The organism is Lentibacillus populi (assembly GCA_014642895.1).
GTDB classification, from domain to species: domain Bacteria; phylum Bacillota; class Bacilli; order Bacillales; family Amphibacillaceae; genus Lentibacillus_C; species Lentibacillus_C populi.
The window spans coordinates 19,523-42,728 of record BMJD01000002.1 but is presented as its reverse complement, the minus strand read 5'-3'; the positions used below and the strand labels follow the sequence as shown (position 1 = coordinate 42,728).

Genomic DNA, 23,206 nt, shown 5'->3' with positions numbered 1-23,206 from the left:
CTTTAATAATGAAGTGTTTTTCCTTATTCTCTATTATTGTTACGCGGCATAACTCCAGCCTCGATTCGGTGCATCTTAAGCGCAGCAAACGCATAGTTCACGAGTAATTAGACTGCTTCCGTAGTGTATCTCTGCATTATGGGTTTTATCTAAAAAATAGCCGGTAAACGCAGCGTGTATTGATCCGCGTACAACTTGGAAAAGGTTGTTTAAAACTAAATGGCCATACGTGGACAATGGATGTTATCAAGGAGCAGGATTTTATTGTTGATATCGTCGCAAACGTTTATACACTTACTGATATTACCCGTTTGATTGAAGAATATAGTGCAAGGCAGGAATAAAGAAAGGAACCTGATGTAAATCTATTAGCAGAACAAACAGTTATTCTAACTGAACACGTTTGGGGGCATCGGGTTCAACTATGTCCTTTAGAGCGTTTATCATATCTTCACCAGTTCTGGTTGATAATCCTCGATTACTTTATTTGCTAACTTAACTGATTTCGGATCTTCATTTGACCTAGTCGCTAACGTAACCTCTTACCCATTCTTGTGTTGTTATACCGGCCTGTACATAAGAACATCAACAGCATATTCATTCTCTGCACTAATGTGATATTAAACTCTTCTGGAATGGTAATCCAATATTCATTTTCAGCTATACCATCCCATTGAATATCCAATATTTCTTTTGCAGCATCTAATCGACCTGTACGCATAAGAATATTCACATTATTTTAGCCGTTAACATAGGCATCTCCCTGATTTTTCTTCTTTCAGCCTATATGATTACAGAAATAAGAATGTACCACTTCTAGCATGTTTTTTACCAACGGCTACCACTGGGTTCACCACTTATTGCTAATGCATCTATCAATGGGTAACGTCAGGAAAGTGCAGATTTACGATGTTAAGGATTTTGAAAGATAAAAGCGCCTTATCTTTAGCGAAGGAATTCGGTTACGATTTTCCACAAACTTGCCTAAAAGGGAAAGATCAAAAGAAATAAGGATTCGCAATGACATCTTTTCCCCAAATAGCTACTCCCATACGATACATAGCTTTTGCATGGATGCGATCATGCCAAATAAAACGACGCATGACCTTTCTTAACGTCCAAAGTTCATCATAACTTCCCTTGAAGATCTGATTTTCTAGATAATTTGGTAATGTTTCCACACATTTTAAACCAACAAGGCGATTTTCATAAATATCCGGATTATTTTCAACCAATGTTCCTATTTCTCTAATGTAATAACTCGTCACATTATTTGTATGCGTTAGTATTTCATTCGCAGTCAAAGGTACTCTGCCGTGAAAAGTTTTACGTGGTTTCCTATTCGTGATATCCTTATCCGGAATGGAGTCATATAATGTTTTAAAATCCTTCGCAGATTTTAAAGCAAGCGATTTCAAATCGAAATATTCTTCTCTCGACAGAGGATCTTTTTCACTTTCAAATAAAACATCTGAATCCGCATCACTGATTTGCAATTCTGACTTCTTTTCCTGCATGACTTTGACAGACAGGCTAAGATTTGTGTTTCTTCCGCGCGCCCACATAAAATAGGATTGTATCTCATCGGGCATTTTCCTCAAAGCCTCTTCTTTTGTCTTTCCTCTAACATATGCCCCAGGGTAATTCCCTACAAAAATTAAATATCCGTCCTCGTTATACTCTACGATGCAATGAATAACTTCTGACACCCCTCACTCACCTCCTTAAGGATTCATGGCCCTGTTGCTTAATAGCATACAACTTTATTTTAAAAGTTACGACTTCTTTAAGTTTACCCAATTTTATTTCACTCAACAGTTAAACAATCGTCCTACAGTAAGGGGATGGCCATCGTAACGATTGCCATAAGACTCTCAGCATGTGCTAGTATACATTGACCCGTTGACGATGAAGAAATAATAAAGCTAATCAACAAATTGAGTATTCATTATTGATTTTAAGGAGAATGCAAAATCCCATCAAAATTAAAAGAATCCGTTTCGAACAAAGATTGATCAAAATGGATCCTTTTCCTGCAGTTTAAAGTTTGTTTTTACAAAAAGTTTGATCATTTACTACTTTATGTTGTTCTATTAAATGGCTCCCGATTGTTGAAAATCTGTAATGTTTTGTAAATAGATTTTTTATTCAGGTTGACAACATAAATTCCCTTCGCCTTTTTCTAAGGCAGATTTTAAGCTATTGAGGACACCTGACCAAGCCATTTCATGCCATTTAATAGCCTCATCCCAATTCTTATCATTTTTCCAACCGACATGATTTACTTCAACTTTTGTTGTATTTTCACCGATTTTTTCAAATTTCACTTTAACCAGTGTCAAATCTCCTTGGTTCATGAAATTTTTAAATTGATCTGGTCCCTTCCATGTGAAATTCAACTCTTGATTAGGAACGATTTTTTCTATTTTACAGCCCTTTGTGTTCATTCCAGTAGTATTACCTGGTTCAAAATATAATTCATATGCCCCTCCCACCATTGGATCAACATTGGCTTCTCCAGCAAACCATTGTGAAACACGGTCAGATTTCGTCCATGCATACCAAGTTAATGACAAAGGTGCATTAATTACACACTCTTTTGAGAGAATTTTATTTTCAGACGTAGCAGACAAAAAAATCTCCTCCTAACATAATTAATTTTTTAATTTATCTTGTCATTTATGGAGAGGTTTATATAGTTCAAATACAAACATATTATTTGCTGTCAAAGAAAAAATCAAGCCGCGATTCCACATTATTTATCAACTAATAGTAACACACTTTATCAGTGCATTTTCACCATTCTCCTTCCGTTAAAAACCTTCTATCCGTTACAAAACTCTACAAGCTCAATTTGGTTTCCAGCTGGATCTTCTATTACAATATACCTCCCAGGAGGACATGCTTCAGGTTCATCAAAAAGCAGCTTCACTCCTTTTGCCTTCAATTGTTCTAAATCTTTATCCAGATCCTCTGAACGAATACCCAGCAAAACACCTTGTTCTGCGCTAGTGGTTTTTGTCTTTACCTCCTCCAACACAATCGGTATCTCATTATGTACCAGACTTACAATTTTTTCTCCGTATTCCTCTGAAACAGCAAAGTCCAATACATTTGTGTAGAAATCGACGGCAGCCCGTATATTGTCCACTTTAACTGTAAGCACACATACTTCATTAAGCACAGCAAATTCCTCCTTTGTTTTCATACTATAAATGTAACAAAAGAGAATCTGAAAAATTTCTTCTAGTTTGCTTTATTCTTTTCCTGATCAAATAATAGCTTGGGTAAATTAACAAGAATAGGCGGATCAAATGGCAATGGTTGTCGTAACTTTATCTGGAGTTCCTCTCTTGTATCGGATGTTATTTCAATCGGGTTTTCAAATTTACCACGCAACGCCCTATCCAACAAAAAATATTCTTTTGGATTCAAACTGATAGGAAATGCAGCAGCTAATGCGTAATAAGTTCCAGGTGGAATTTTTGATAACACGCAGTTTGTTTGATTGGACATTAATGCTTTACCTAATACAGGTTTTTGATCTGGTATTGGTCGGGGAAATAGTCCGACAAAAATAATCCCTTTAAAATCAACGGGAACTTCAAGATGGATCGTGATGAATGGTGGATTCATCTGTTTTTGTGCACACTTATCCCGGTATTGATATTGGTTAATAAATTGATGTAAATGATTCGTACTTATCTGAAATTGTTTCGGCGACAATCCAACAAATTGTTTGAACCGAGTACTAAAAGTCCCAAAACTCCTAAACCCTACAGCTAAGATTGTTTTTAATACAGAGGAATAGGAAGCGTTTACAAGAATTTCTTTACCTGTTTCTATACGTAATGCTGACAAATAGTAACGGGGAGAAACACCCGTAACTTCTTTAAAAACTCTTGAAAAATGGTAAGGGCTATAGCCGGCAAAACCGGCCAAATCCTTCGATGTGATTTCTTTATCAATATGTTTTTTCATGTATTCAATTGCTTTTATACCGGCATTTATTTGATCATCGGTATTTATCATCTTCATCAAATCCTTTATTTACAACATTTATGATGCGCAGGAACGATCACCTAGCAACTTTATTTTATTAAACTTTTTTCTTATCCGATGTCACAACCAATTCCCGATTACAAAACAACCTAATCATCGGGTCATGCGATATAATAAAACTAATTTTGTCGCCGCTATTATGCAATAACGTGTTTAATATTAATTCCGACGAATCTTTATCAATATTACTTGTAACCTCATCTAATATGACGACATCAAATTCTTCAATCAATAATTTACTGATCATAATTCGTTGTTTTTCACCACCGGACAAGTTTGTACCAAATTCATAAATATCGCTATCCAATGTTTTACTTTCCAAAACACTTGTTAATAAATCAGATGTCTTTAGCGTTTCCCAATCAACCTTTGTCCCATCTTTGCCAAATAAAATATTATCCTTTATGGACATTGGCAATAACGTGAAATCCTGTGATAAATAAAAGATTTTACCTCTTAAAGCGGAATTGTTATATGTGTTGATGTCCTGCTGATTGATTTGTATACCGTTACCCACACGATATTTTAATAAGAGTTTCATCAATGAACTTTTCCCAACGCCTGATGTCCCTTTCACAAAAACAATGTCTCCCTTTTTAAAGGCTTCGTGAATAGGGAAATGATAGCGATGATCTCCAATGTGGTAGCTCACATCGTGAAAAGCAATTTCTTTTATTTCGTCTAACATGACATCGGAATCGTCTTCTATATTACCTTCGAGCTCATTTTTAATAAATTCCCTGCTTACTTGTAAATCTCTAACTTCAAGATTGACATTAGTTAACGATTGAATGGCAGTAAAATAGATTGGAAAAATGATACTGACAATGACTAGATCGCTAATTAGGCTTTCGTTCGCCATGACCATAAATCCTAGCCATAGAAACATAAGATTTTGTACAAAGTTGTTAATTAATTTAATGATTAAACTTGTACTCTGACCAAATTTATTTACGGAAGAACGGCTTTTATAAATTTTATCAAGCGAGTGACTAATGAGATTTTCTATATTAGCAAATGATTCCTCTTGCTTTATGTGATCGATATTTTTAAATACCGAAATAATCTCCTTATACCCTGCCGCAGTTTCTTCTTGCATTGCCATACTTTTCGCATGCAGCCTTTTATTGATAGCTTTGTACCCAAGATAGTTCAGCGGCAACAACAAAAATAAGATAAGTGCTAAATAAATATCAATGGATCCCAGAATGATGAGCGATATCAGGATAATGATGCTATTACTGACAATGCTGACAAAGCTGTTGGAAATAAACATATATAAAGCGTCGACTGCTTGACCAATTCGTTCCACAATATAGGTTGTTTCTAGGCTTAATAGCTTATCATATTTCATGTTGTACATTTTCTGATACAAGCCCTTTGCATAGTTTCCATTAAATACTTCAGCAAAGTTTTCCCGGAAAATGACGAGGGCAATTTGAATGATATAAGTGACAAACATAAAAATAATCAGGTACATGAAATTCGTGTAATTTACGTCAAAACTATCGTTGAATATATTAACCAATAACAAAGGAATGGCCATCGTTATGATCGCCATAAATACTGTTAGGATGATGGAAACAAGGATATACGTTTTTTTAGTTAGTAAAAAATGTTTCATATATTTACCCTCTTTTTTAAAAATCTATTCATTGTTTTTTCTGAAATAAAATAATCGGGGGTCACCTTACCGTTAATTGGATCGAAATCTTGTTCCACCGAATAAATAAAGCAAGGGATTTTCAAATAAAAATTTTTATATTTAAATATTCTCGTTGTTACATTCTTCCCACCTGTTCGATCACCAACGATAATAACATTATCTAATTTTCTTTTTATCACATTTACAACAATCTCAGATGAACTAAAAGTATTCCTATTTACAAATATATAAATTTTCTTATATTTAACTGCTGCAGGAGTCTTAGAGGTTATCTTAAAAATATTTTTCTTAGATTTTAGATAAAAAAGCACGGTGTTTTTTTTGAAGAAAAAATCAAGGAATAATATAGCCTCCTTTGTTAGGCCACCCATATTATCCCTTAAATCAACTATTATTTCATCGGAAGGTTCCAATCCCATGAAATCAAATTGATCTATGTTATTAAATGACTTTAATTTTATATAAAGTGTGTTTTGCACCTGTCTTATAAAATTTGTTGTTCTGGGGTTGACTACAGTTGAAACATTCTCAATTATTCTGCTATTATATATTTTATTCCTATTACTATCAAACTTATAATATTGTATTTTATATTTCGGTTTTTTAATAATTAATCCTTTCCAGGGAGACATATTATTAATTCTATATATGTGTGTTCCTCTATCCAAAGATTTATATACCGAATCATTTTTTGTTATTACAATTTCTTTATTAACTAACCTATATTTCATTCCTAATAAATCAAATATATTCCAAAAGTCCTTGTCATAACTTATCTTAAGATATTTATCGTTTTGGAAGAATATATTATATATTTCATCTTCCTCATCTACATTTTTGAAATTGAAAATATAATTTTCTGCTATAATTTGTTTAAACCATACCTTATCCATATGTTTTTAATAAACCTTTTAATTTATTATAGGCTATTTTCTTTTGAAATTCACATAAAAATTCGACTCGACTTTCTAAATTTCCATATACATTTTCAGATATGGCCCTACAGCCCCCACCACAAAGATATTTTACCTCACATGTAGCACAACCTTCTATATCCAGAACAGTTCTGTTTTGAAAACCAGTGGTCACACTGGATGACTTAAGTTTTGATAACCATTCATTTTCCATAATATTAGCTATTAATAACTTATCTTTAATCAAACATTGACAAGGGTATATATCTCCATTTGAATCGATCGCTACTATTTGATAAGATGCTCCACAAACATTTCCACTTAAATTGCAGTCATCATCATTTGTTGGTAAAGAATCGAGGTCTGCCATATATTTTATATCTTCATGACTATTTGGAATAAAGGGTGTAACCAAATGCTTCATCCCTACATGATTTTCAACATAATTGGCTACCTCCTTCCAATCACTTTCTCCGGTTTTTGAAACAACTGACCTAACAATAAATTTACTTTTGTATTGATCAGGTATATTCCTTAGATTGTCAAGCAAGCGAGGTATGTTTAAACCTGTTCTTAGATTATTTTCTTCATGCATTGTATCCAAACTAATTATAAATTTATCAACAAACTTTAAAAGTTCCTTCCTCTTATGCAACAAAACCCCATTGGACAGTACTTGACACTTCATATTGTTTAATTTTACATGTTCGCATAATTCAACTATATCCCTGCGAAGCAATACTTCTCCACCTGTAAATATTATTGTTTGCACACTTAGGCTTTTTAATTGATTTATTATACTTTTAATGTCGTTAGTTGTGAGTTTGTCAGGTTTATTTAGGTTTTCCATATTATAACAATAGGAACATTTTAGATTGCATCTTTGGGTTATATGGAAATAAACAGTTTTAATATTTACATCAGCATTTCTTTTCATCAATGTGTATTTGTATTTGTTTTGTTCATATATTCCATCATTATCGTTGTATATTATACCACTGTTCTCTAATGCTCTGATCTCTTCTTCGCTTAAATATGACAAGTTTTCCTTAATGTTATTGGTCCTATCATTTAGTAAATGGTTTTTAGTTCTATCATTTACAATAACAGCTTTATTCCATTCATGATTATAGATTAAACTTTTACCTGAACCATCAATTGTAATAATATCGTTAGAAACCCTCATCAATATTCTCCCCTTATAGTTTATTAACTGCCAACCCCTAAAGGTTAGCAGCTAATACTATTTTAAACTCCCGATCCTTTACCAGTAACAGACCCACAAGAACATGCACATGACTCCATTTGATAAAGTATTTCTTCTGGTAATTCGATTACATTTTTGTTTTCCATATTAATCACCTTTCTGAATAATATTCTTAATTAATTATACTCCTGAACCGCTACCAATCTTTGCACCGCAAGAACATGCACATGACTCCATTTCAGCCAATACATCATTTGGTAATTCCTTTACATTACTTTTAAATTTCATTATTAACCCCCCCTTCTGATATCAAGTCTTTATACATTAAATATACATACAAGTAAATAAACAGTCTGTAACAAACATCACAATAGAAAAAATAATCAATAATATTTTTCTTATTCGTTAATTTAAAAAAGTTAGGGTGGTAACTTCAATAACTTCAAGAATCAAATGTGATAGGACTATTCCAATAGTAAAGATGGTCTATTTATCAAGAAATATTTAATGGAGGTAATTACAAATATAGACTTGTAGTTAGGGGTTATTAATATAATTAACAGAATGTCAACTATCAATAATGTTTCTTATTTGCCTTTATGGATAGCTAAAGGAAATTAATGTTGGTCAGTTTAAAACACAATTTTCAACGAGAAAGACAAATTGCACAAAAGGCCGTAATTCAACATTGTGAACTACAGCCTCTACCTTTCTTACTTATTAAACGTATCCAACGCATCCTTTGCCGCGCGTTGTTCTGCTTCTTTTTTGGTACGACCGATCCCGCGACCTGAGGTTTTTCCTTTTATCACGACTTCTGAGACAAATTCCTTGTCATGTGATGGTCCCTTCTCTTCTACAACGTTATATTCCACACTGGCATTTCGGTATTGCTGAACCAGCTCCTGCAGCTGACTTTTATAATCCATCGCATGCGAAAAAGCACCGTTTTCTATTTTCGGAAAGATAAACTTGTTCATAAAATGCAATACGGCATCAAATCCTTGATCCAAATACAGTGCTCCAAGAAATGCTTCAAATGCATCAGCAAGTATGGCTGGTCGCTCACGTCCGCCAGTTTGTTCTTCTCCTTTGCCAAGCATAAGGTGCTCAGCAAAATGCAAGTCATGGGCAAAATTATTTAGTGACGGTTCACAAACAATTGCTGCCCGTAATTTGGTCATTTCCCCCTCAGGCATCTGCGTATTATTGCGATATAAATATTGGGAAACGGCTAATTCCAATACAGCATCACCCAAATATTCCAATCGTTCGTTATCCGAAAAAACTTCTCTTCGATGCTCATTCACATAGGATGAATGTGTAAATGCCAATTTAACTAAAGCATGATCATGAAATGTTATACCCAGTTGTTTTTCCAATTTTGCAACATCCATATTATGTCACCTGCTTCGATCTTTTGGGTTGTTAAAAAATATACGGAAAGCCTCGCACATTGCGAGACTTCCTACTGATAAAATAAAAGGCAATAATTAAGATTGTGTACTGTTTATGTAGTCAACAGCATCACCTACTGTATTAATTTTCTCTGCTTCTTCATCCGCGATTTCCATGTCAAATTCATCTTCAAGCTCCATAACAAGCTCTACTACGTCTAATGAATCTGCATCAAGATCATCCTTGAAAGATGCTTCCAACGTCACTTTTGATTCTTCCACATCAAGTTTATCAACAATAATATCTTTTACACGATCAAATACGTCTGCCATACTCCTTCACCCCCTTTCAATGATTGTCTGTACTGATTCATTCTCGAACCCTGTCTAGCTACGCGCGGGCTAGCGGCTACAAGACATAGACAATGGACACTTCGGACGGCAAAACCATCCGTTCTACGGTCCCTTGTCTATGCTTTACGCCGCTTGAGCAAGCCCGCTTCGCTTTTATTACTACATCACCATTCCACCATCGACATGGATGGTTTGTCCGGTGATGTAATTGGCATCGTCTGACGCTAGAAAGCGGACGACCTTGGCAACGTCTTCTGCTTCGCCTAATTTGCCTAATGGGATCATGTTGTGCATACCGGCGCGTTGTTCATCGGTTAATGCGTCCGTCATATCAGTTGAAATAAACCCTGGTGCAACGGCATTGACAAAAATATTCCGTGATGCTAATTCTTTTGCGGCTGTTTTTGTCAGTCCAATTACCCCGGCCTTTGCTGCAACATAGTTAGCTTGTCCCGGGTTCCCGCTGATGCCGACGATCGAAGCAACATTGACAATTTTCCCGCTGCGCTGCTTCATCATTTGCCTTGTAACTGCCTTTGTACAAACGAATACACCTTTTAAATTCGTGTTAATAACTTGATCAAATTCGGCTTCTTTCATACGCATTAGCAAATTATCACGGGTAATTCCTGCATTATTAACAAGAATATCCAGACCCCCAAATTCACTAATTACCTTTTTGACCATGTCTTTTACTTCCGATTCATTGGCAACATCAGCTTGTACTTTAAATGCTTTGCCGCCAAGTTTTTGTATTTCTTCTACAACCGCCTGTGCTTTTGCTTCACTGCCAGCATAATTAACGGCAACATTCGCACCTTGTTTCGCCAATTCCAAGGCGATAGCCCTGCCAATCCCTCGTGATGCGCCCGTAACAAGAGCATTTTTTCCCTGTAACATTAGTATCACTCCTTATACCATGAAATAAACGCATCCATTGACTCCTGATCCTGAATAGCAAACGTTTTTGTCCGGCGGCTAATTTTCTTCACTAACCCGCTTAATACCTTTCCATTGCCAACTTCCACGAAGGCATCAACTCCTTCATCAAGCATATGTTGAATGGACTCTTCAAAGCGAACAGGAGAATAAAGCTGCTTCAAGAGCAAATCCTTTATTTTTTCATTATCCGTTACGGGGTTCGCCGTAACATTAGCATAGACCGGAATGCTTGCTTCCGTTATGGCTACTTCGTCAAGCTTCTTCGCAAATTGTTCATTTGCGGCTTTCATTAAACGGGAATGAAATGGACCACTAACATTCAATGGCAATACTCGTTTCGCTCCACTATCCTTTAATTTCGCTGACGCTTGTTCAATTCCTTCTTTCGTACCGGAAATAACGATTTGTCCGGGACAATTCAAATTAGCAATATCGACAATTTCGTCTGTTGGCATGCCGTTTAATACCGTTTCAATATCTTCTTGAGCCATTTCCAATACAGCTGCCATCGCACCCTTCCCGGCTGGATAAGCTTCTTCCATTAGTCTTCCGCGTGCAGCAACCAATGGTAGTGCATCCTCTAAGGATAGCGCACCAGCTGCAACTAATGCACTATATTCCCCCAGACTATGTCCAACAGCCATCACAGGTTGGATTTCCTGTTTGATAAGTAGTGTATGAATCGCAATACTTGATAATAATAACGCCGGCTGCGCATTTTCCGTCAAGGTTAATGTTTCCTTAGGACCCGTAAACATAATTTCCGAGAGTGAGAAATCAAGTGTTTTGTCGGCTTCCTCATATAGTTCCTTAATTTCGGGGTAGGCATCGTAAAATTCTTTCCCCATTCCAACTGTCTGTGATCCCTGCCCCGGGAACATAAATGCTACACGTTTCATTCATTTTCCCCCTTGTCGATTTCAGCTGATACAATCGCTTGCTTAATAGTATCTGTTACATTGTGTTCTATCATATGACATGCTTGTTTAATCGCATTGAAAATAGCCCGGCGGTTGGATGATCCATGGGCTTTAATAACCGGAGCCGCTAATCCGAACAAGCCAGCACCGCCATATTCTGAATAATCCAGTTTCCCTTGCAATCCTTTTAAGTCGTTTTTCACCATACTAGCCGCAAGTTTTGTCTTCAGTGAAGACATAAATGTTTGTTTCAGCATCGAAAACATCGCAAGTGCAGTACCTTCAATTGTTTTTAAGGCAATATTACCGCTGAATCCATCGGTAACAACAACATCGGCTGCTCCGTCCAACAGATCCCGTGCTTCCACGTTACCAATAAAATTCACCGGGGCTTCCTTCAGCTGAAGAAATGCTTTTTTTGTCAGATCGTTTCCCTTGCCGTCTTCTGTCCCAACATTTAGCAGGCCTACTGTCGGATTTTTAATCGATCGGACTTTTTGCGTATAAATAGACCCCATTATCGCATATTGGACAAGGTGATGTGCTTTGGCATCAACGTTTGCTCCAACATCCAATAATAAAAATCCTTTTCCATCAATGGTTGGTAATGTCGGACTTAATGCTGGCCGGTCAATCCCGGGTATTCGGCCAACCACAAATAACCCCGCACTCATTAATGCACCCGTATTCCCTGCCGATATACAAGCATCTGCGTTTTGTTCCTTTACTTCCTTTGCCATTAGCACAAGTGATGCATTTTTCTTACGCCGTACAGCACGGACGGGTTCATCCTCGCCCGTTATGATTTCATCGGTATGAATGACTTTAATATTTCGATCATTCGTCAAAAATGGGCTGATTTTTTCCTGATCACCAATTAACGCTATTTGTAAATCGTTGATCCTGGCGATGGCATCCATTGCACCAAGCACAATCTCCTTTGGTGCATGGTCACCTCCCATGGCGTCTATAGCTATTTTCATTTCAACTTGTCCCCTTTTATCCGTTACAAAACAGATGCTTACACTTTCTTATCGATTTGACCGATACATATGAAACAATCCGGTAAACACTATTTCATTATTGACAAAGCTATTGACCCTTACAGTCGTTTGCCCATTGTCGTTCACCTCTTCAACTACTGCTTTTGCTACAACACGTTCCCCTTCTGTAACCTGCCGTGTGAATTTAAGTTCTGATTTGGCAGTTAACGCCAGCTCGTCATTAATAACCGCTACCGCCAGCGAATTTGCCTGGGCAAACAGATGATGCCCGCGGGCAATTTTATTTCGTGAAAAAACATGCTCACGCTTAATATTCAATATGGATATCGCTCGTTTATCCAATTCCAAATCGATTACTTCGCCAATAACTTCATCCAGAGGCAGTGCTTTCACCGTCTCGTTCCATTGATCCGTCGCAACTGACCGGATTCGCTCCCGTAATTCGGGTATAGCTAGCTCCATGCGATCCAATCGAATGGTTTGAATGCTTACAGAAAATATTTGTGATAATTCTTCGTCTGTAATAAATGGTGTATGTTCAATCGTCTCTTTTAATAAACGCTGTCGTTCAGCTTTCGTCCGTTTCATATCTGGCACCATCCGCTATGATTTGGAGTGATTAAAGCCAAGCTTCTTTACCGGTTTCTTCCACTCCGAATTTCAATTCCGTCCTCTGTTCCGACCTCTGATCTCTGACTTTATGACTTGGTACTAATAGTAATATATAATACCACTATTAATTATGCAAGAATCTTTTAATCGAGTTTATTGAACAAGGTCTCCACTTTCACTAGAATTGTTTTCAGGTTAGCAAATTCTTGATCGTTATCCAGTGCATTTACTTCGATTATTTCCTGGGCGTCGCTTCGGGCTGTCTCCAACGCCCGATAATCATGTATCATGTCAGCAACTTTAAATTCAGGTACACCACTTTGTTTTTTTCCGAAAAAGTCACCAGGGCCGCGAAGCTTCAAGTCCTGCTCAGATAAGGCAAAGCCATTATTCGTTTCCGTCATGATCCGCATCCGCTCCTTGCCAACTTCCCCTTTTGGTTCGGCAATTAAGATACAATAGCTTTGTTTATCGCTTCGTCCAACACGCCCCCTTAACTGGTGCAATTGTGACAATCCAAACCGTTCCGCATCATAAATCACCATAATTGTTGCATTTGGTACGTTGACACCAACTTCAACAACCGTTGTTGATACCAGAACCTGAATCTCATTTGCAGCAAACCGTTTCATGACATCTTCCTTTTCATCCGAATGAAGCCTGCCATGCATGAGTCCAACATGGATGGACGGCGGATAGAACGCTTGTAACTGTTCATAAAGATCGACGGCGTTTTGGATGTCCAGTTTATCGGACTCTTCAATCAGTGGGCAAATCACATAGGCTTGTTCACCATAGGTAATCCGTTGTTCAATAAATTGGAGTACCCGATCAAGCGTATTTTCCTTTGCCCAGTATGTCTCAATTTCCTTTCTACCGGACGGCATTTCATCAATAACCGAGACATCCATATCTCCAAAAGCAGTTATTGCAAGTGTTCTTGGGATTGGGGTCGCTGTCATAAATAACACATCCGGATGAAGTCCCTTATCACGTAATGTTCGTCGTTGTTCAACACCAAAACGATGCTGTTCATCAACAATTACCAGTCCCAAGTCGGCAAAAAATACATCGTCCTGTATTAAAGCATGGGTGCCAATGACAATATCTACCGTAGATGCTTCAATTGCTTCCAGGATTTCCTTACGTTTTTTTCCTTTCACCGACCCGGTTAACAATACAATCTTCGCCCTTTCACCGAACAGCTCCGTCAATGACTCATAATGCTGCTCTGCCAAGATTTCGGTTGGGACCATTAAAGCACCTTGTCTGCCGGCTGTAACAGTTCCATAAAGGCAAATGGCCGCCACCGCCGTTTTTCCTGAGCCTACATCCCCTTGCAGTAATCGGTTCATTCGATAAGGGGATTTCATATCTAGCAAAATTTGCGTAAGTGTTCGTTGCTGGGCTGCTGTTAACGAAAATGGGAAATGGTCAATGAATTCTTCCAGCTTTTTCGAGTCATATTGCTGCGCATTTCCATGTGTCGCTTCTCGTTTCATTTTCCGTAGTAATTGCATTTTCAGTTGAAATAACAGAAATTCCTCATAAGTAAAGCGTCTTCGTGCATGCTTTAACTCGGTGCGGTTTGCCGGAAAATGCATGGTCATAAGTGCGTCAAGACGATTAGGCAGCTTATAGGACTTTAAATAGCTCTCCGGTAAAATCTCTTCCACTTGATCGGCATAATCATTTAGTGCACGTTTAATAGCTTTTTTTAATTTTATATTCGTAACGTCACCTTTTAATGAATAAAGCGGCTGAATAGAAGCATGGTTTTCTGCGGGGCCTTTTTTATAATTACTTACCGTAATTTGCAGTCTGTGAGCATCCCATTTTCCAGTTAATGTAACAATGTCATTTGGTGCGATTTGCTTTTTGGCAAAAGGTCGATTAAACATGACGGCTTTAATTGCTACGTTTTCCACCTCCAGCGTAAAAACAAGCCGTGATTTTCGTTTCCCATAAAAAGTGAGGGAAGGCTGATGGATCACCTTTCCCTCAATTGTAACCTTGTCATCGTGAATCAATTCACGAAGCGGTTTTATTTCAAAAACATCGTAACGATAGGGGAAGTAAAACAACAAATCTTCTACAGTATAAATGTGAAGTGCGGCTAAGTCTTCAGTGAATTTGCCGCCTACGCCCTTAATCGAATCTACGGAATCATTCAGCAATTTCTATCACTCTTTCACTGTGGCTGCAATGCCAAAAATTTTCTCTTTAATTGCTTGACCTGTTGGGGTAGCTGCCAGACCACCCTCACCCGTCTCTCTTAATGCGGATGGCATTGTTTTACCGATCCTGTACATTGCCCCAATGACTTCATCACAAGGAATTCGACTTGTTACGCCAGCAAGTGCCATGTCAGCTGATACGATCGCAAGCGTTGAACCCGCGGCATTTCGTTTGACACACGGCACCTCAACTAATCCTGCAACAGGATCACATACGAGACCAAGCATATTTTTCAGTGTCATCGCAAACGCCTCAGCAGATTGCTGGGCAGTCCCGCCAGCCATTTCGACGATTGCGGCTGATGCCATCGCTCCAGCCGAACCGACCTCTGCCTGACAGCCTCCCGCAGCTCCGGAAATAAACGCGTTATTTGCCACAACAAAACCAAATGCTCCAGCAGTAAATAAATAACGAATCATCTGTTCCCGTGTTGGGTTAAGCTGATTTTTTACCGCAAACAATGTGCCCGGTACACAACCGGCACTTCCAGCAGTTGGTGTTGCACAAATCGTGCCCATCGCTGCGTTTACTTCATTTGTTCCCATTGCTTTGCTAACGGCATCAAGCAGCAGATTTCCTGAAAGCGGTGTCTTTTCCTTCATGTAGTTTTGAATTAGCACGGCATCCCCGCCTGTCAAACCAGTAACTGATTGAACACCTTGTAGCGCATCTTCGACAGCCTTTTCCATCACATTCAGGTTTTTTTCCATATCCCTCATGATCGCTTCACGAGCTACGTTTTTGACGTCCATCTCCTGACGTATCATAACTTCCGATATCAATATATTTTCTGATTCAGCTATTTCCACCAATTCTGCAACTGTACGAAACATAGGAAAACTCCTCTCTCCATCCATCTATGAAACAATTTTCGAGATTTGCATAATATGATCAGCATTTTCTAATTCTTGCAAAATACGATCCTCAACATTTTGGTCAACTTCGATAACCATCAACGCTTCTTTCCCAACGTCTTTCCGGTTTACTTCCATATGCCCAATATTAATTTCATATTTGGCCAAAATTCTTGTTACCGACGCAATTGCCCCAAACCGGTCATTATGCATAATTAAAATGGCTGGGTGGTTGCCGGACAGTCGTAATGCAAATCCGTTTAATTCTGTTATTTCTACTTTCCCACCGCCGATGGAAATCCCCACTAATTCCAACTCCTCTGAGCTATTACCGATAACAAGTCTAGCCGTATTCGGATGATCGGCCTTGGCGTCATCCTCAATGAATTCCACTTTTATATTTTTTTGCTTTGCTATATCAAGAGCCTTACTCATCCTTGGATCATCAGTGTCAAAGCCAAGCAGTCCGCCGACTAAAGCAAAGTCCGTTCCATGCCCTTTATATGTTTTGGCAAACGACTCATATAAGTAAATTTTAACCCATGCAGGTTCTTCACCAAATAAATTTCGGGCAGCCTTGCCAATTCGGGCAGCTCCTGCTGTATGTGAACTAGATGGACCGATCATGACCGGACCAATGATATCAAATACGGAATTATATTTCATGACGTAACACCCTCTTTTCTTCCTGAGTATTCTATGCCTATTGTCAATTATAACAAAAACATCTATAATATTCATTTGTGGATTATATTTTTATAATCGGGCGGGAGAGGGATAGAAGGAATTAAGAGGAGATAACATGCCTTTTAACAATGGCCACACGAAGTTAGAAACTGCTAACGGAGAATGGCTGAGAGAAATTCTTGCTGGATTGATAGGTTATCTTACTACCGTTTACATTGTTGTCGTTAATGGATCGATTCTCAGCGAGGCGGGCATTTCCCTTGAAAGTGGCATGATGGCAACGATTTTAGCCAGTTTTGCCGGAACATTCATAATGGGAATTTTTACGAAGCTTCCATTGCTGGTAGTCCCGGGGATGGGGATCAATGTACTGTTTGCCTATTCCATTGTCGAAGGAACCGGGCTAAGTTTTCAGGAAGGCTTGGCGGTTGTATTGGTAGCTGCTGTGATTTTCCTGATTACAGCATTCAGTCGATTAGGTTTATTATTGAAGGAAGCAATACCGGAATCGTTAAAACATGCGATTACGGTTGGATTAGGCTTTTTTCTAATCTTAATCGGACTGGAGAAAAGCGGTCTTGTCGTAAGCGGTGAGCATACGATTGTTGCTTTGGGTGATTTCACGTCTGCAACTGTCATCGTTAGTTTGTTAACACTATTTTTAGCGATATTTTTATTTATTAAAAATATCCCGGCAAACTTTCTGATCACGATGATCGGCGGAACATTGCTCGCTTATTTCTTTGGTATTCTTGAGACAGGAAAAAGAGCAGTTGCTATGCGACCGGATGAATTATTATTTGTTCCTTCCTTTTCAGCAATTGATGAGTTTTCTTTTTGGCTCGCGGTTTTTCCATTGACCATGATTATGGTCTTTGAAAATATGGGATTATTACACGGCCAGCTAGAAATGCTCAAGCGAAACGATAGCTATGACAAAGCATATCAGGTGACGGCTTTTTCATCATTGCTATCAGCATTTTTCGGAACATCGCCAACGGTTTCAGCAGCGGAAAACGCGGCTGTAATAGCTTCAAAGGGAAAAACGGGTAAAGTAGCGATAACCGCAAGTATTTTCTTTTTAGCTACCATCTTTATCATTCCATGGATATCGATGATTCCAAATACAGCTATTAGTCCAATTCTGATTATTGTTGGCGTATTAATGGCACAAAATATCCGCCATATCAGGCTTGATGATTTATCAGAAGCCCTTCCAGCATTTCTGGTTACGGTGATGATTCCATTCACGTATAGTATTGCAGATGGAATGGCCTTTGGATTTATCGCCTACCCGATCGTCAAACTAGCATTAGGGAAACAAAAAGAATTATCAGCAGCATTAATCGTCATTTCAGCACTGTTTATGGTTGACTTTGTGATGAAGATTGCCGGAATGTAAAGTTATGTAAAAGGCCTTCCTTTAGGGGCGGCCTTTTTTCTTTATGTCGGCAGCGCTTGCTCAATGAACAACAATTTTGCACCTTCGATCGGCGGGTTTCTGCTTTCGATCGGCGAATTTTCACTTTCAATCAGCGGGTTTCTGCTTTCGATCGGCGGTTTTTCGCTTTTGATCAGCGGGGTTCTACTTTTGATCAGCGGTTTTTCACTTTCGTTCAGCGGGGTTCTATTTTTGATCAGCGGGTTTTCGCTTTCGATCAGCGGGGTTCTACTTTTGATCAGCGAATTTTCACTTTCGATCAGCGGGTTTCCGCCTTCGATCAGCGACATCTCGCTTTCGTTCAGCAACTTTCCCATTTGTTACGCGTCTCAGAGGACAAAGGCGCAAGCGCCCGTTTAGCGGCGTATGGACTGCGCCCTGCCAAGCAGGGTGGTTCGGTGTTGCTGCGCAAAGCAGCGGTTTTAACCGAACATTCCTACCGTAGGAGATAAAGGAAACATGCCCCTGCAAAAGGGGTATGCCGACGTTGGACGCAAAGTCCGTTTTTAGTCGGCCTTCCTTCCTACCCGAGTCGATGTTGACTTATCGTACGGAGGCGGGTGTTGCACACTAGCCGCTGGGCGCTGGAGCAGGACGTGGCTTATCCGGTTATTAAGTTATCCACAGCCGCAAAATTTTATAATTTCCTAGATGACAAAAAAGGCCGTACTGCGAAAATCGCAGCATGGCCTGCTTAACCTATACTTATTCAACCGACAAAATATACGAATAAATCGGCTGGTTTCCGTTATGAACTTCGACTTCTATATCTTCATATGTCGCTTCGATGTAATTCACTAATGATTCCAGATCAGCATCGCTGACATCCTCGCCCTGAAGAATGGTAAGAATTTCATCGTCTTCGGTAATCATTTCTTTCAGTAATAATTTTACCGTTTCTGTTTTATCTTTATTTGTCGCTTTAATTTTACCATCGGCAATTCCCATGAAACTGCCTTTTTCAATAGCAATACCGTCTATTTTCGTGTCACGAACAGCGTATGTAACCTGCCCCGTTTTTACTTGTTCGCCAGCTTCTTCCATCATTTTCTTATTCGCTTTTATGTCTCGCTCTGGATGGAATGCCAAAATAGCGCCTATACCCTGTGGAATAGTTTTCGTTGGTACCACTTGAACGTTTCCTTCGGCTATTTCTCCAGCTTGTTCGGCTGCCATGACAATATTTTTGTTGTTTGGCAAAATCAAAATATTTTTGGCGTTGGCCTGGTTAATCGCATCGGTAATATCCTGAGTACTTGGGTTCATCGTTTGCCCACCCTCAATAACTACGGTGGCACCAAGACTTTCAAGCAGTGTTTTGATTCCGCTTCCCATTGCGACCGTCACAATCGCATATTCTTCCTTTGCTGCCGGAGTCGATTTCTTTTCTTTTTCGCCAACTATTGCTGTATGCTGTTCACGCATGTTCTCAATTTTCATATTAGTCAAGCTGCCGTATTGCTGACCAATGGTTAATACATTTCCAGGGTATTCAGCATGAACATGGACCTTAACAATTTCATCATCTGCTACAACTAAGAGTGAATCCCCGTGTTCACTCAGTTCATTGCGAAATGCTTCTTCGTTAAAAGGATTTTTCGCTGTTTTTTCTTGATCAAATTTAACCATAAATTCCGTGCAATAGCCGAATTCAATATCAGATGTATCCATGAAGTCCTGGGCAAGCTTATGGTGCTCCGCGTTAACCATTTCATCCATTTTTTCTTCACTAACATCGTAAGCTGGTAGTTCTTCACCTTTCAAGGAAGCAAGAAACCCTTCATAAATTGTCACAAGACCTTGTCCACCTGAATCAACGACACCAACCTCTTTTAATACTGGTAATAAGTTTGGTGTACGCTTTAAGGACGCTTTGGCCTCGGTTAATACGTTTTCCATCAATACGACGATGTCCTTTTCTTTCTTTGCTTGTTTAACAGCTACAGACGCTGCATCCTTTGCCACCGTCAAAATCGTCCCTTCAACAGGTTTCATAACTGCTTTATAAGCTGTTTTTACACCACTTTCAAATGCATTTGCCAAATCCACTGCCGAGAGCGTCTGTTTATTTTCAATACCTTTTGCGAAGCCACGAAATAATTGCGATAAAATAACACCCGAGTTTCCTCTGGCGCCCATTAATAAACCTTTAGCGAAAGCATTGGCAACTTCCGATATATGTCCCGATTTCACCTTTTTCACTTCACCAGCACCTGAAGTCATTGATAAATTCATATTTGTCCCGGTATCCCCATCAGGAACCGGGAATACATTTAATGCATCAATTTTTTTCGCATTATTCGTTAAATGGTGTGCTCCCAAGCGTACCATTTGTGCAAACGTCTTGCCATCTAACGCTCGTACCATAACATGCTTTCCTCCTTCATCAACCAAAAATACCCTGCTATTTCGCGTATTACCACCGTCGCCGTCCATTACGGTTCAATTAGACATGCGTTACCTGATGGCTTACACAAGCTCGCTTACGGGTTAATCTTTGGCCACACGAACTCCTTGGATATAAATATTGACGGAGTCGATCGTTAATCCTAATGTTTGATTTAGTGTATACTTTACCTGGGATTGAACATTATGTGCTACTTCCGATATTTTGGTACCATAGCTTACAATTATATACATATCAATATGAAGACGATCACCATCTTGTCTGACTATGATACCTCTTGAAAAGTTCTCTTTCCGGAGAATTTCGGCAATACCATCTTTGATTTGACTTTTGGAAGCCATTCCTACAATTCCATAGCACTCGATTGCAGTTCCTCCGGCAATCGTTGCAATAACATCGTTTGTAATTGTCACATGACCATCATTTGTGTTAAGCTCAATGGACATAATCATCCTCCTCTGAATAACGGCCTTTTCAAGGTTAGTTTACTACATTTACCCAACTTTTGAAAGAAAACATATTATCCCAACTAACCACTATTAACAATGAACGAAACCCGATGATCTGTCAAGTCGCTTTTAGAGACTAACACCAGTCCAAGCATCAGTGCTTTGCATCAAAAAATAAATTGCATTATCCCAGTACTTGTGATAAATTAAATAAGTATTAAATGACACATGTAAACAGTAGGGAGGGATTTGCATGGCTAGAAAGTGTGTTGTTACTGGACGTCAAACTCGCAGTGGAAACCAACGTTCTCACGCTATGAATTCCAACAAGCGTAATTGGAAAGCTAATGTACAAAAAGTTCGTATTATGGTAGACGGCAAACCTAAACGTGTTTATGTTTCTGCACGTGCCCTAAAATCAGGTAAAGTAGAGCGCGTATAATATACAGCTTTATCTTTAGTTCAAAAAAGCATCCGGTAGTTGGATGCTTTTTCTCTTTGCTTAAAACCCGTTTAGAAAAGTAGCCTTTAGGCAAGTCCAGTTTTAAAAAAAGAAGCTTCTGCCAACTGGATTGACAAAAGCAAACCTCTTTTCTATTTATCTTTTTTAAAAACACCGATGCAGACTCGAACTAATCCACCAATAAATCTTGGGAGTTTAATCGTATAAAATTTCAATGAGTCCCCTCCTCTAATAACGAACAAAGCCTATTTCTTAATTGGAATCGTTTCATTTATGGCGTCACGACTCTTTATTAGTAATAGTATGCCTTCATTAAAGGAAAAAGTACCATTTTTTAAAAGAAGCTTGTTAGATATACAGCGTGTCGATCCCCAAGAAAGGTTCTGATTGACAAGCGGATAATAGAAACCCTCCAGCGACAGCCCCCGTACTTGTTGGGTAAAAGGGACAAACGATAGATTGGGATAGTTTATATCATTGGTTACTGTGTGTGTTCCCGGTTCTACCATTGTCAGCCAGTTATCTTTATCAACAATAAATCCTTGCATGCCTCTTTTTGCAATCGAATAAAGTGTTTGAATATTAATGATTTCATGATCGAGTCTGCCGCCAGTTACGCCAAATAAATAGATGCTGACCGGTTTCCATTCATATGCTATCCGAAGCGCCAGCTCCAGGTCGGTCGAATTTTTCTCAACCGGATGCTCCTCGAATAAATATGCGTGTTGTTTAACGATCGCTTTTTCTTCCTGACTGATGGAATCAAAATCACCAAGTGCATAATCAGGGGTAATATGGTTCTCTATTAATGTTAATGCACCGCGATCAGCGCCAATCCATACATCTATTTCATCCATATATAACGACAATTCAGGAAGCAGGTCAAGTGATCCATTGCCTACGATTGCAACAGTTGTCATGCCAATTACTCCATTCCGTTCGCTGCTTGACGGATTCTTCGTATTGCCTGATGCCGATCATCCTTGGTAAACACCGCACTGCCTGCTACTAACACATCCGCACCAGCTTCTGTACAAAGCTTTGCGGTATCCGTATTAACCCCGCCGTCGACCTCGATCTCGAAGGTAAGCCCTAGTGCTTCGCGCCATACGGCAACTTGTCTGATTTTCTCGGTAACGGCTTGAATAAAGGATTGACCGCCAAAGCCAGGATTTACCGTCATCAGTAATACCAAATCAACATCAGGGAGGATTGTTTTAATCATTTCAGCTGGGGTTGCCGGGTTAATGACAACACCAGCCTTTACACCCTGATCCTTAATTAATTGGATAGTTCGATGCAAGTGTACACACGCTTCCTGATGGACGGTAATAATGGACGCCCCTGCTTTTGCAAAACTGGAAATATACGTATCCGGATTGTTAATCATCAAATGAACGTCTAATGGTAGCGATGTGATTGGTTTAATTGCTTCAACGATGAGCGGACCAATGGTTATATTTGGAACAAAATGGCCATCCATCACATCCACATGAATATAATCGGCTCCACCTTTTTCCACATCAATAATTTCTTGTCCCAGCTTTGCAAAATCTGCTGATAATATCGAAGGTGCAATTTTAGTCATT

Annotated in this window: 26 protein-coding genes and 1 pseudogene; 3 read left to right on the top strand and 24 right to left on the bottom strand. The window is 38.8% G+C overall.

The genetic code is table 11. The features are described from left to right. Positions 1-38: 38 nt before the first annotated feature. Positions 39-207: pseudogene (locus IEX12_RS23235) on the bottom strand (GNAT family N-acetyltransferase); the annotation flags it as partial. Between IEX12_RS23235 and IEX12_RS02065 the strand changes: the two are divergent. Next, positions 180-344, top strand: coding sequence for a hypothetical protein (locus IEX12_RS02065; RefSeq protein WP_155554961.1), 165 nt, complete (start codon positions 180-182; stop codon positions 342-344). The pseudogene IEX12_RS23235 and the gene IEX12_RS02065 overlap by 28 nt on opposite strands. Positions 345-529: 185 nt before the next feature. Here IEX12_RS02065 and IEX12_RS02060 read toward each other — a convergent pair whose 3' ends face one another. From IEX12_RS02060 to sdaAB, 17 genes are all read right to left on the bottom strand, one after another. Further along, positions 530-721, bottom strand: coding sequence for a hypothetical protein (locus IEX12_RS02060; protein WP_140392716.1), 192 nt, complete (start codon positions 719-721; stop codon positions 530-532). Positions 722-998: 277 nt separating this feature from the next. After that, positions 999-1,709: a hypothetical protein gene (locus IEX12_RS02055; RefSeq protein ID WP_230856119.1), complete on the bottom strand. Its 711-nt coding sequence runs from the start codon at positions 1,707-1,709 to the stop codon at positions 999-1,001. A 435-nt stretch (positions 1,710-2,144) separates the two neighbouring features. Beyond that, positions 2,145-2,633, bottom strand: coding sequence for an SRPBCC family protein (locus tag IEX12_RS02050; RefSeq protein WP_088050152.1), 489 nt, complete (start codon positions 2,631-2,633; stop codon positions 2,145-2,147). A 191-nt stretch (positions 2,634-2,824) separates the two neighbouring features. After that, entirely contained in the window at positions 2,825-3,184 is a 360-nt protein-coding gene (locus IEX12_RS02045; protein WP_159457765.1) for a VOC family protein, read from the bottom strand. Positions 3,185-3,246: 62 nt separating this feature from the next. After that, on the bottom strand, positions 3,247-4,032 hold the full coding sequence (locus IEX12_RS02040; protein WP_102415290.1) for a helix-turn-helix transcriptional regulator: 786 nt from the start codon (positions 4,030-4,032) through the stop codon (positions 3,247-3,249). A 67-nt stretch (positions 4,033-4,099) separates the two neighbouring features. Further along, complete coding sequence (locus tag IEX12_RS02035) at positions 4,100-5,686, bottom strand: ATP-binding cassette domain-containing protein (RefSeq protein ID WP_155554962.1); 1,587 nt, start codon at positions 5,684-5,686, stop codon at positions 4,100-4,102. Then, the gene (locus IEX12_RS02030; protein WP_155554963.1) at positions 5,683-6,621 is read right to left on the bottom strand and encodes a S41 family peptidase; all 939 of its coding nucleotides are present in this window, start codon (positions 6,619-6,621) and stop codon (positions 5,683-5,685) included. Before IEX12_RS02030 ends, IEX12_RS02035 begins: the two co-directional genes overlap by 4 nt. Next, positions 6,614-7,828 (bottom strand): radical SAM/SPASM domain-containing protein, encoded by a 1,215-nt coding sequence (locus IEX12_RS02025; RefSeq protein WP_188724603.1) that lies wholly within the window; start codon positions 7,826-7,828, stop codon positions 6,614-6,616. Before IEX12_RS02025 ends, IEX12_RS02030 begins: the two co-directional genes overlap by 8 nt. Before the next feature lie 734 nt (positions 7,829-8,562). Further along, on the bottom strand, positions 8,563-9,246 hold the full coding sequence (gene rnc, locus IEX12_RS02020) for a ribonuclease III (protein ID WP_188724602.1): 684 nt from the start codon (positions 9,244-9,246) through the stop codon (positions 8,563-8,565). A 96-nt stretch (positions 9,247-9,342) separates the two neighbouring features. Then, positions 9,343-9,579 (bottom strand): acyl carrier protein, encoded by a 237-nt coding sequence (gene acpP / locus IEX12_RS02015; protein WP_088050147.1) that lies wholly within the window; start codon positions 9,577-9,579, stop codon positions 9,343-9,345. A 180-nt stretch (positions 9,580-9,759) separates the two neighbouring features. Further along, positions 9,760-10,500 carry a 3-oxoacyl-[acyl-carrier-protein] reductase gene (fabG, locus tag IEX12_RS02010; RefSeq protein WP_188724601.1) on the bottom strand — a complete coding sequence of 247 codons (741 nt, stop codon included), beginning with the start codon at positions 10,498-10,500 and terminating at the stop codon, positions 9,760-9,762. 5 nt (positions 10,501-10,505) lie between these two features. After that, positions 10,506-11,441, bottom strand: coding sequence for an ACP S-malonyltransferase (gene fabD, locus IEX12_RS02005; RefSeq protein ID WP_188724600.1), 936 nt, complete (start codon positions 11,439-11,441; stop codon positions 10,506-10,508). After that, positions 11,438-12,445, bottom strand: coding sequence for a phosphate acyltransferase PlsX (plsX, locus tag IEX12_RS02000; protein WP_188724599.1), 1,008 nt, complete (start codon positions 12,443-12,445; stop codon positions 11,438-11,440). Before plsX ends, fabD begins: the two co-directional genes overlap by 4 nt. 48 nt (positions 12,446-12,493) lie before the next feature. Continuing rightward, the gene (fapR, locus tag IEX12_RS01995) at positions 12,494-13,054 is read right to left on the bottom strand and encodes a transcription factor FapR (protein WP_088050143.1); all 561 of its coding nucleotides are present in this window, start codon (positions 13,052-13,054) and stop codon (positions 12,494-12,496) included. Positions 13,055-13,221: 167 nt separating this feature from the next. Next, positions 13,222-15,255, bottom strand: a complete 2,034-nt coding sequence (gene recG / locus IEX12_RS01990; RefSeq protein WP_188724598.1) for an ATP-dependent DNA helicase RecG — start codon at positions 15,253-15,255, stop codon at positions 13,222-13,224. A gap of 6 nt (positions 15,256-15,261) precedes the next feature. After that, a complete protein-coding gene (gene sdaAA, locus IEX12_RS01985; protein WP_088050141.1) occupies positions 15,262-16,149 on the bottom strand; it encodes an L-serine ammonia-lyase, iron-sulfur-dependent, subunit alpha in 888 nt (295 codons plus the stop codon). A 24-nt stretch (positions 16,150-16,173) separates the two neighbouring features. Further along, positions 16,174-16,836 carry an L-serine ammonia-lyase, iron-sulfur-dependent subunit beta gene (sdaAB, locus tag IEX12_RS01980; protein WP_155554495.1) on the bottom strand — a complete coding sequence of 221 codons (663 nt, stop codon included), beginning with the start codon at positions 16,834-16,836 and terminating at the stop codon, positions 16,174-16,176. Between the two features lie 136 nt (positions 16,837-16,972). On the opposite strand from sdaAB, the gene IEX12_RS01975 reads away from it, so the two are divergent. Next, complete coding sequence (locus tag IEX12_RS01975) at positions 16,973-18,259, top strand: NCS2 family permease (protein ID WP_088050139.1); 1,287 nt, start codon at positions 16,973-16,975, stop codon at positions 18,257-18,259. Positions 18,260-18,300: 41 nt separating this feature from the next. Here the strand turns inward: IEX12_RS01975 and IEX12_RS01970 are convergent, their stop codons facing one another. The 3 genes from IEX12_RS01970 to IEX12_RS01960 all read right to left on the bottom strand — a co-directional run bounded on the left by IEX12_RS01970 (position 18,301) and on the right by IEX12_RS01960 (position 21,151). Beyond that, on the bottom strand, positions 18,301-18,615 hold the full coding sequence (locus IEX12_RS01970; protein ID WP_088050138.1) for a hypothetical protein: 315 nt from the start codon (positions 18,613-18,615) through the stop codon (positions 18,301-18,303). Positions 18,616-19,003: 388 nt separating this feature from the next. Continuing rightward, positions 19,004-20,665, bottom strand: coding sequence for a DAK2 domain-containing protein (locus tag IEX12_RS01965; protein WP_102415297.1), 1,662 nt, complete (start codon positions 20,663-20,665; stop codon positions 19,004-19,006). Between the two features lie 123 nt (positions 20,666-20,788). After that, on the bottom strand, positions 20,789-21,151 hold the full coding sequence (locus IEX12_RS01960) for an Asp23/Gls24 family envelope stress response protein (RefSeq protein ID WP_088050136.1): 363 nt from the start codon (positions 21,149-21,151) through the stop codon (positions 20,789-20,791). A gap of 256 nt (positions 21,152-21,407) precedes the next feature. Here IEX12_RS01960 and rpmB point away from each other — a divergent pair, with 256 nt between their 5' ends. Further along, positions 21,408-21,596 carry a 50S ribosomal protein L28 gene (rpmB, locus tag IEX12_RS01955; RefSeq protein WP_088050134.1) on the top strand — a complete coding sequence of 63 codons (189 nt, stop codon included), beginning with the start codon at positions 21,408-21,410 and terminating at the stop codon, positions 21,594-21,596. A 152-nt stretch (positions 21,597-21,748) separates the two neighbouring features. On the opposite strand, the gene spoVM is transcribed toward rpmB, so the two are convergent. Genes spoVM through rpe form a run of 3 tightly spaced genes read right to left on the bottom strand, consistent with a single transcriptional unit; the run spans position 21,749 to position 23,205 of the window. Then, a complete protein-coding gene (gene spoVM, locus IEX12_RS01950; RefSeq protein ID WP_088050133.1) occupies positions 21,749-21,832 on the bottom strand; it encodes a stage V sporulation protein SpoVM in 84 nt (27 codons plus the stop codon). Between the two features lie 30 nt (positions 21,833-21,862). After that, a complete protein-coding gene (locus IEX12_RS01945) occupies positions 21,863-22,537 on the bottom strand; it encodes a thiamine diphosphokinase (RefSeq protein ID WP_088050132.1) in 675 nt (224 codons plus the stop codon). Between the two features lie 5 nt (positions 22,538-22,542). Continuing rightward, complete coding sequence (gene rpe, locus IEX12_RS01940; RefSeq protein ID WP_088050131.1) at positions 22,543-23,205, bottom strand: ribulose-phosphate 3-epimerase; 663 nt, start codon at positions 23,203-23,205, stop codon at positions 22,543-22,545. Position 23,206: the final 1 nt, after the last annotated feature.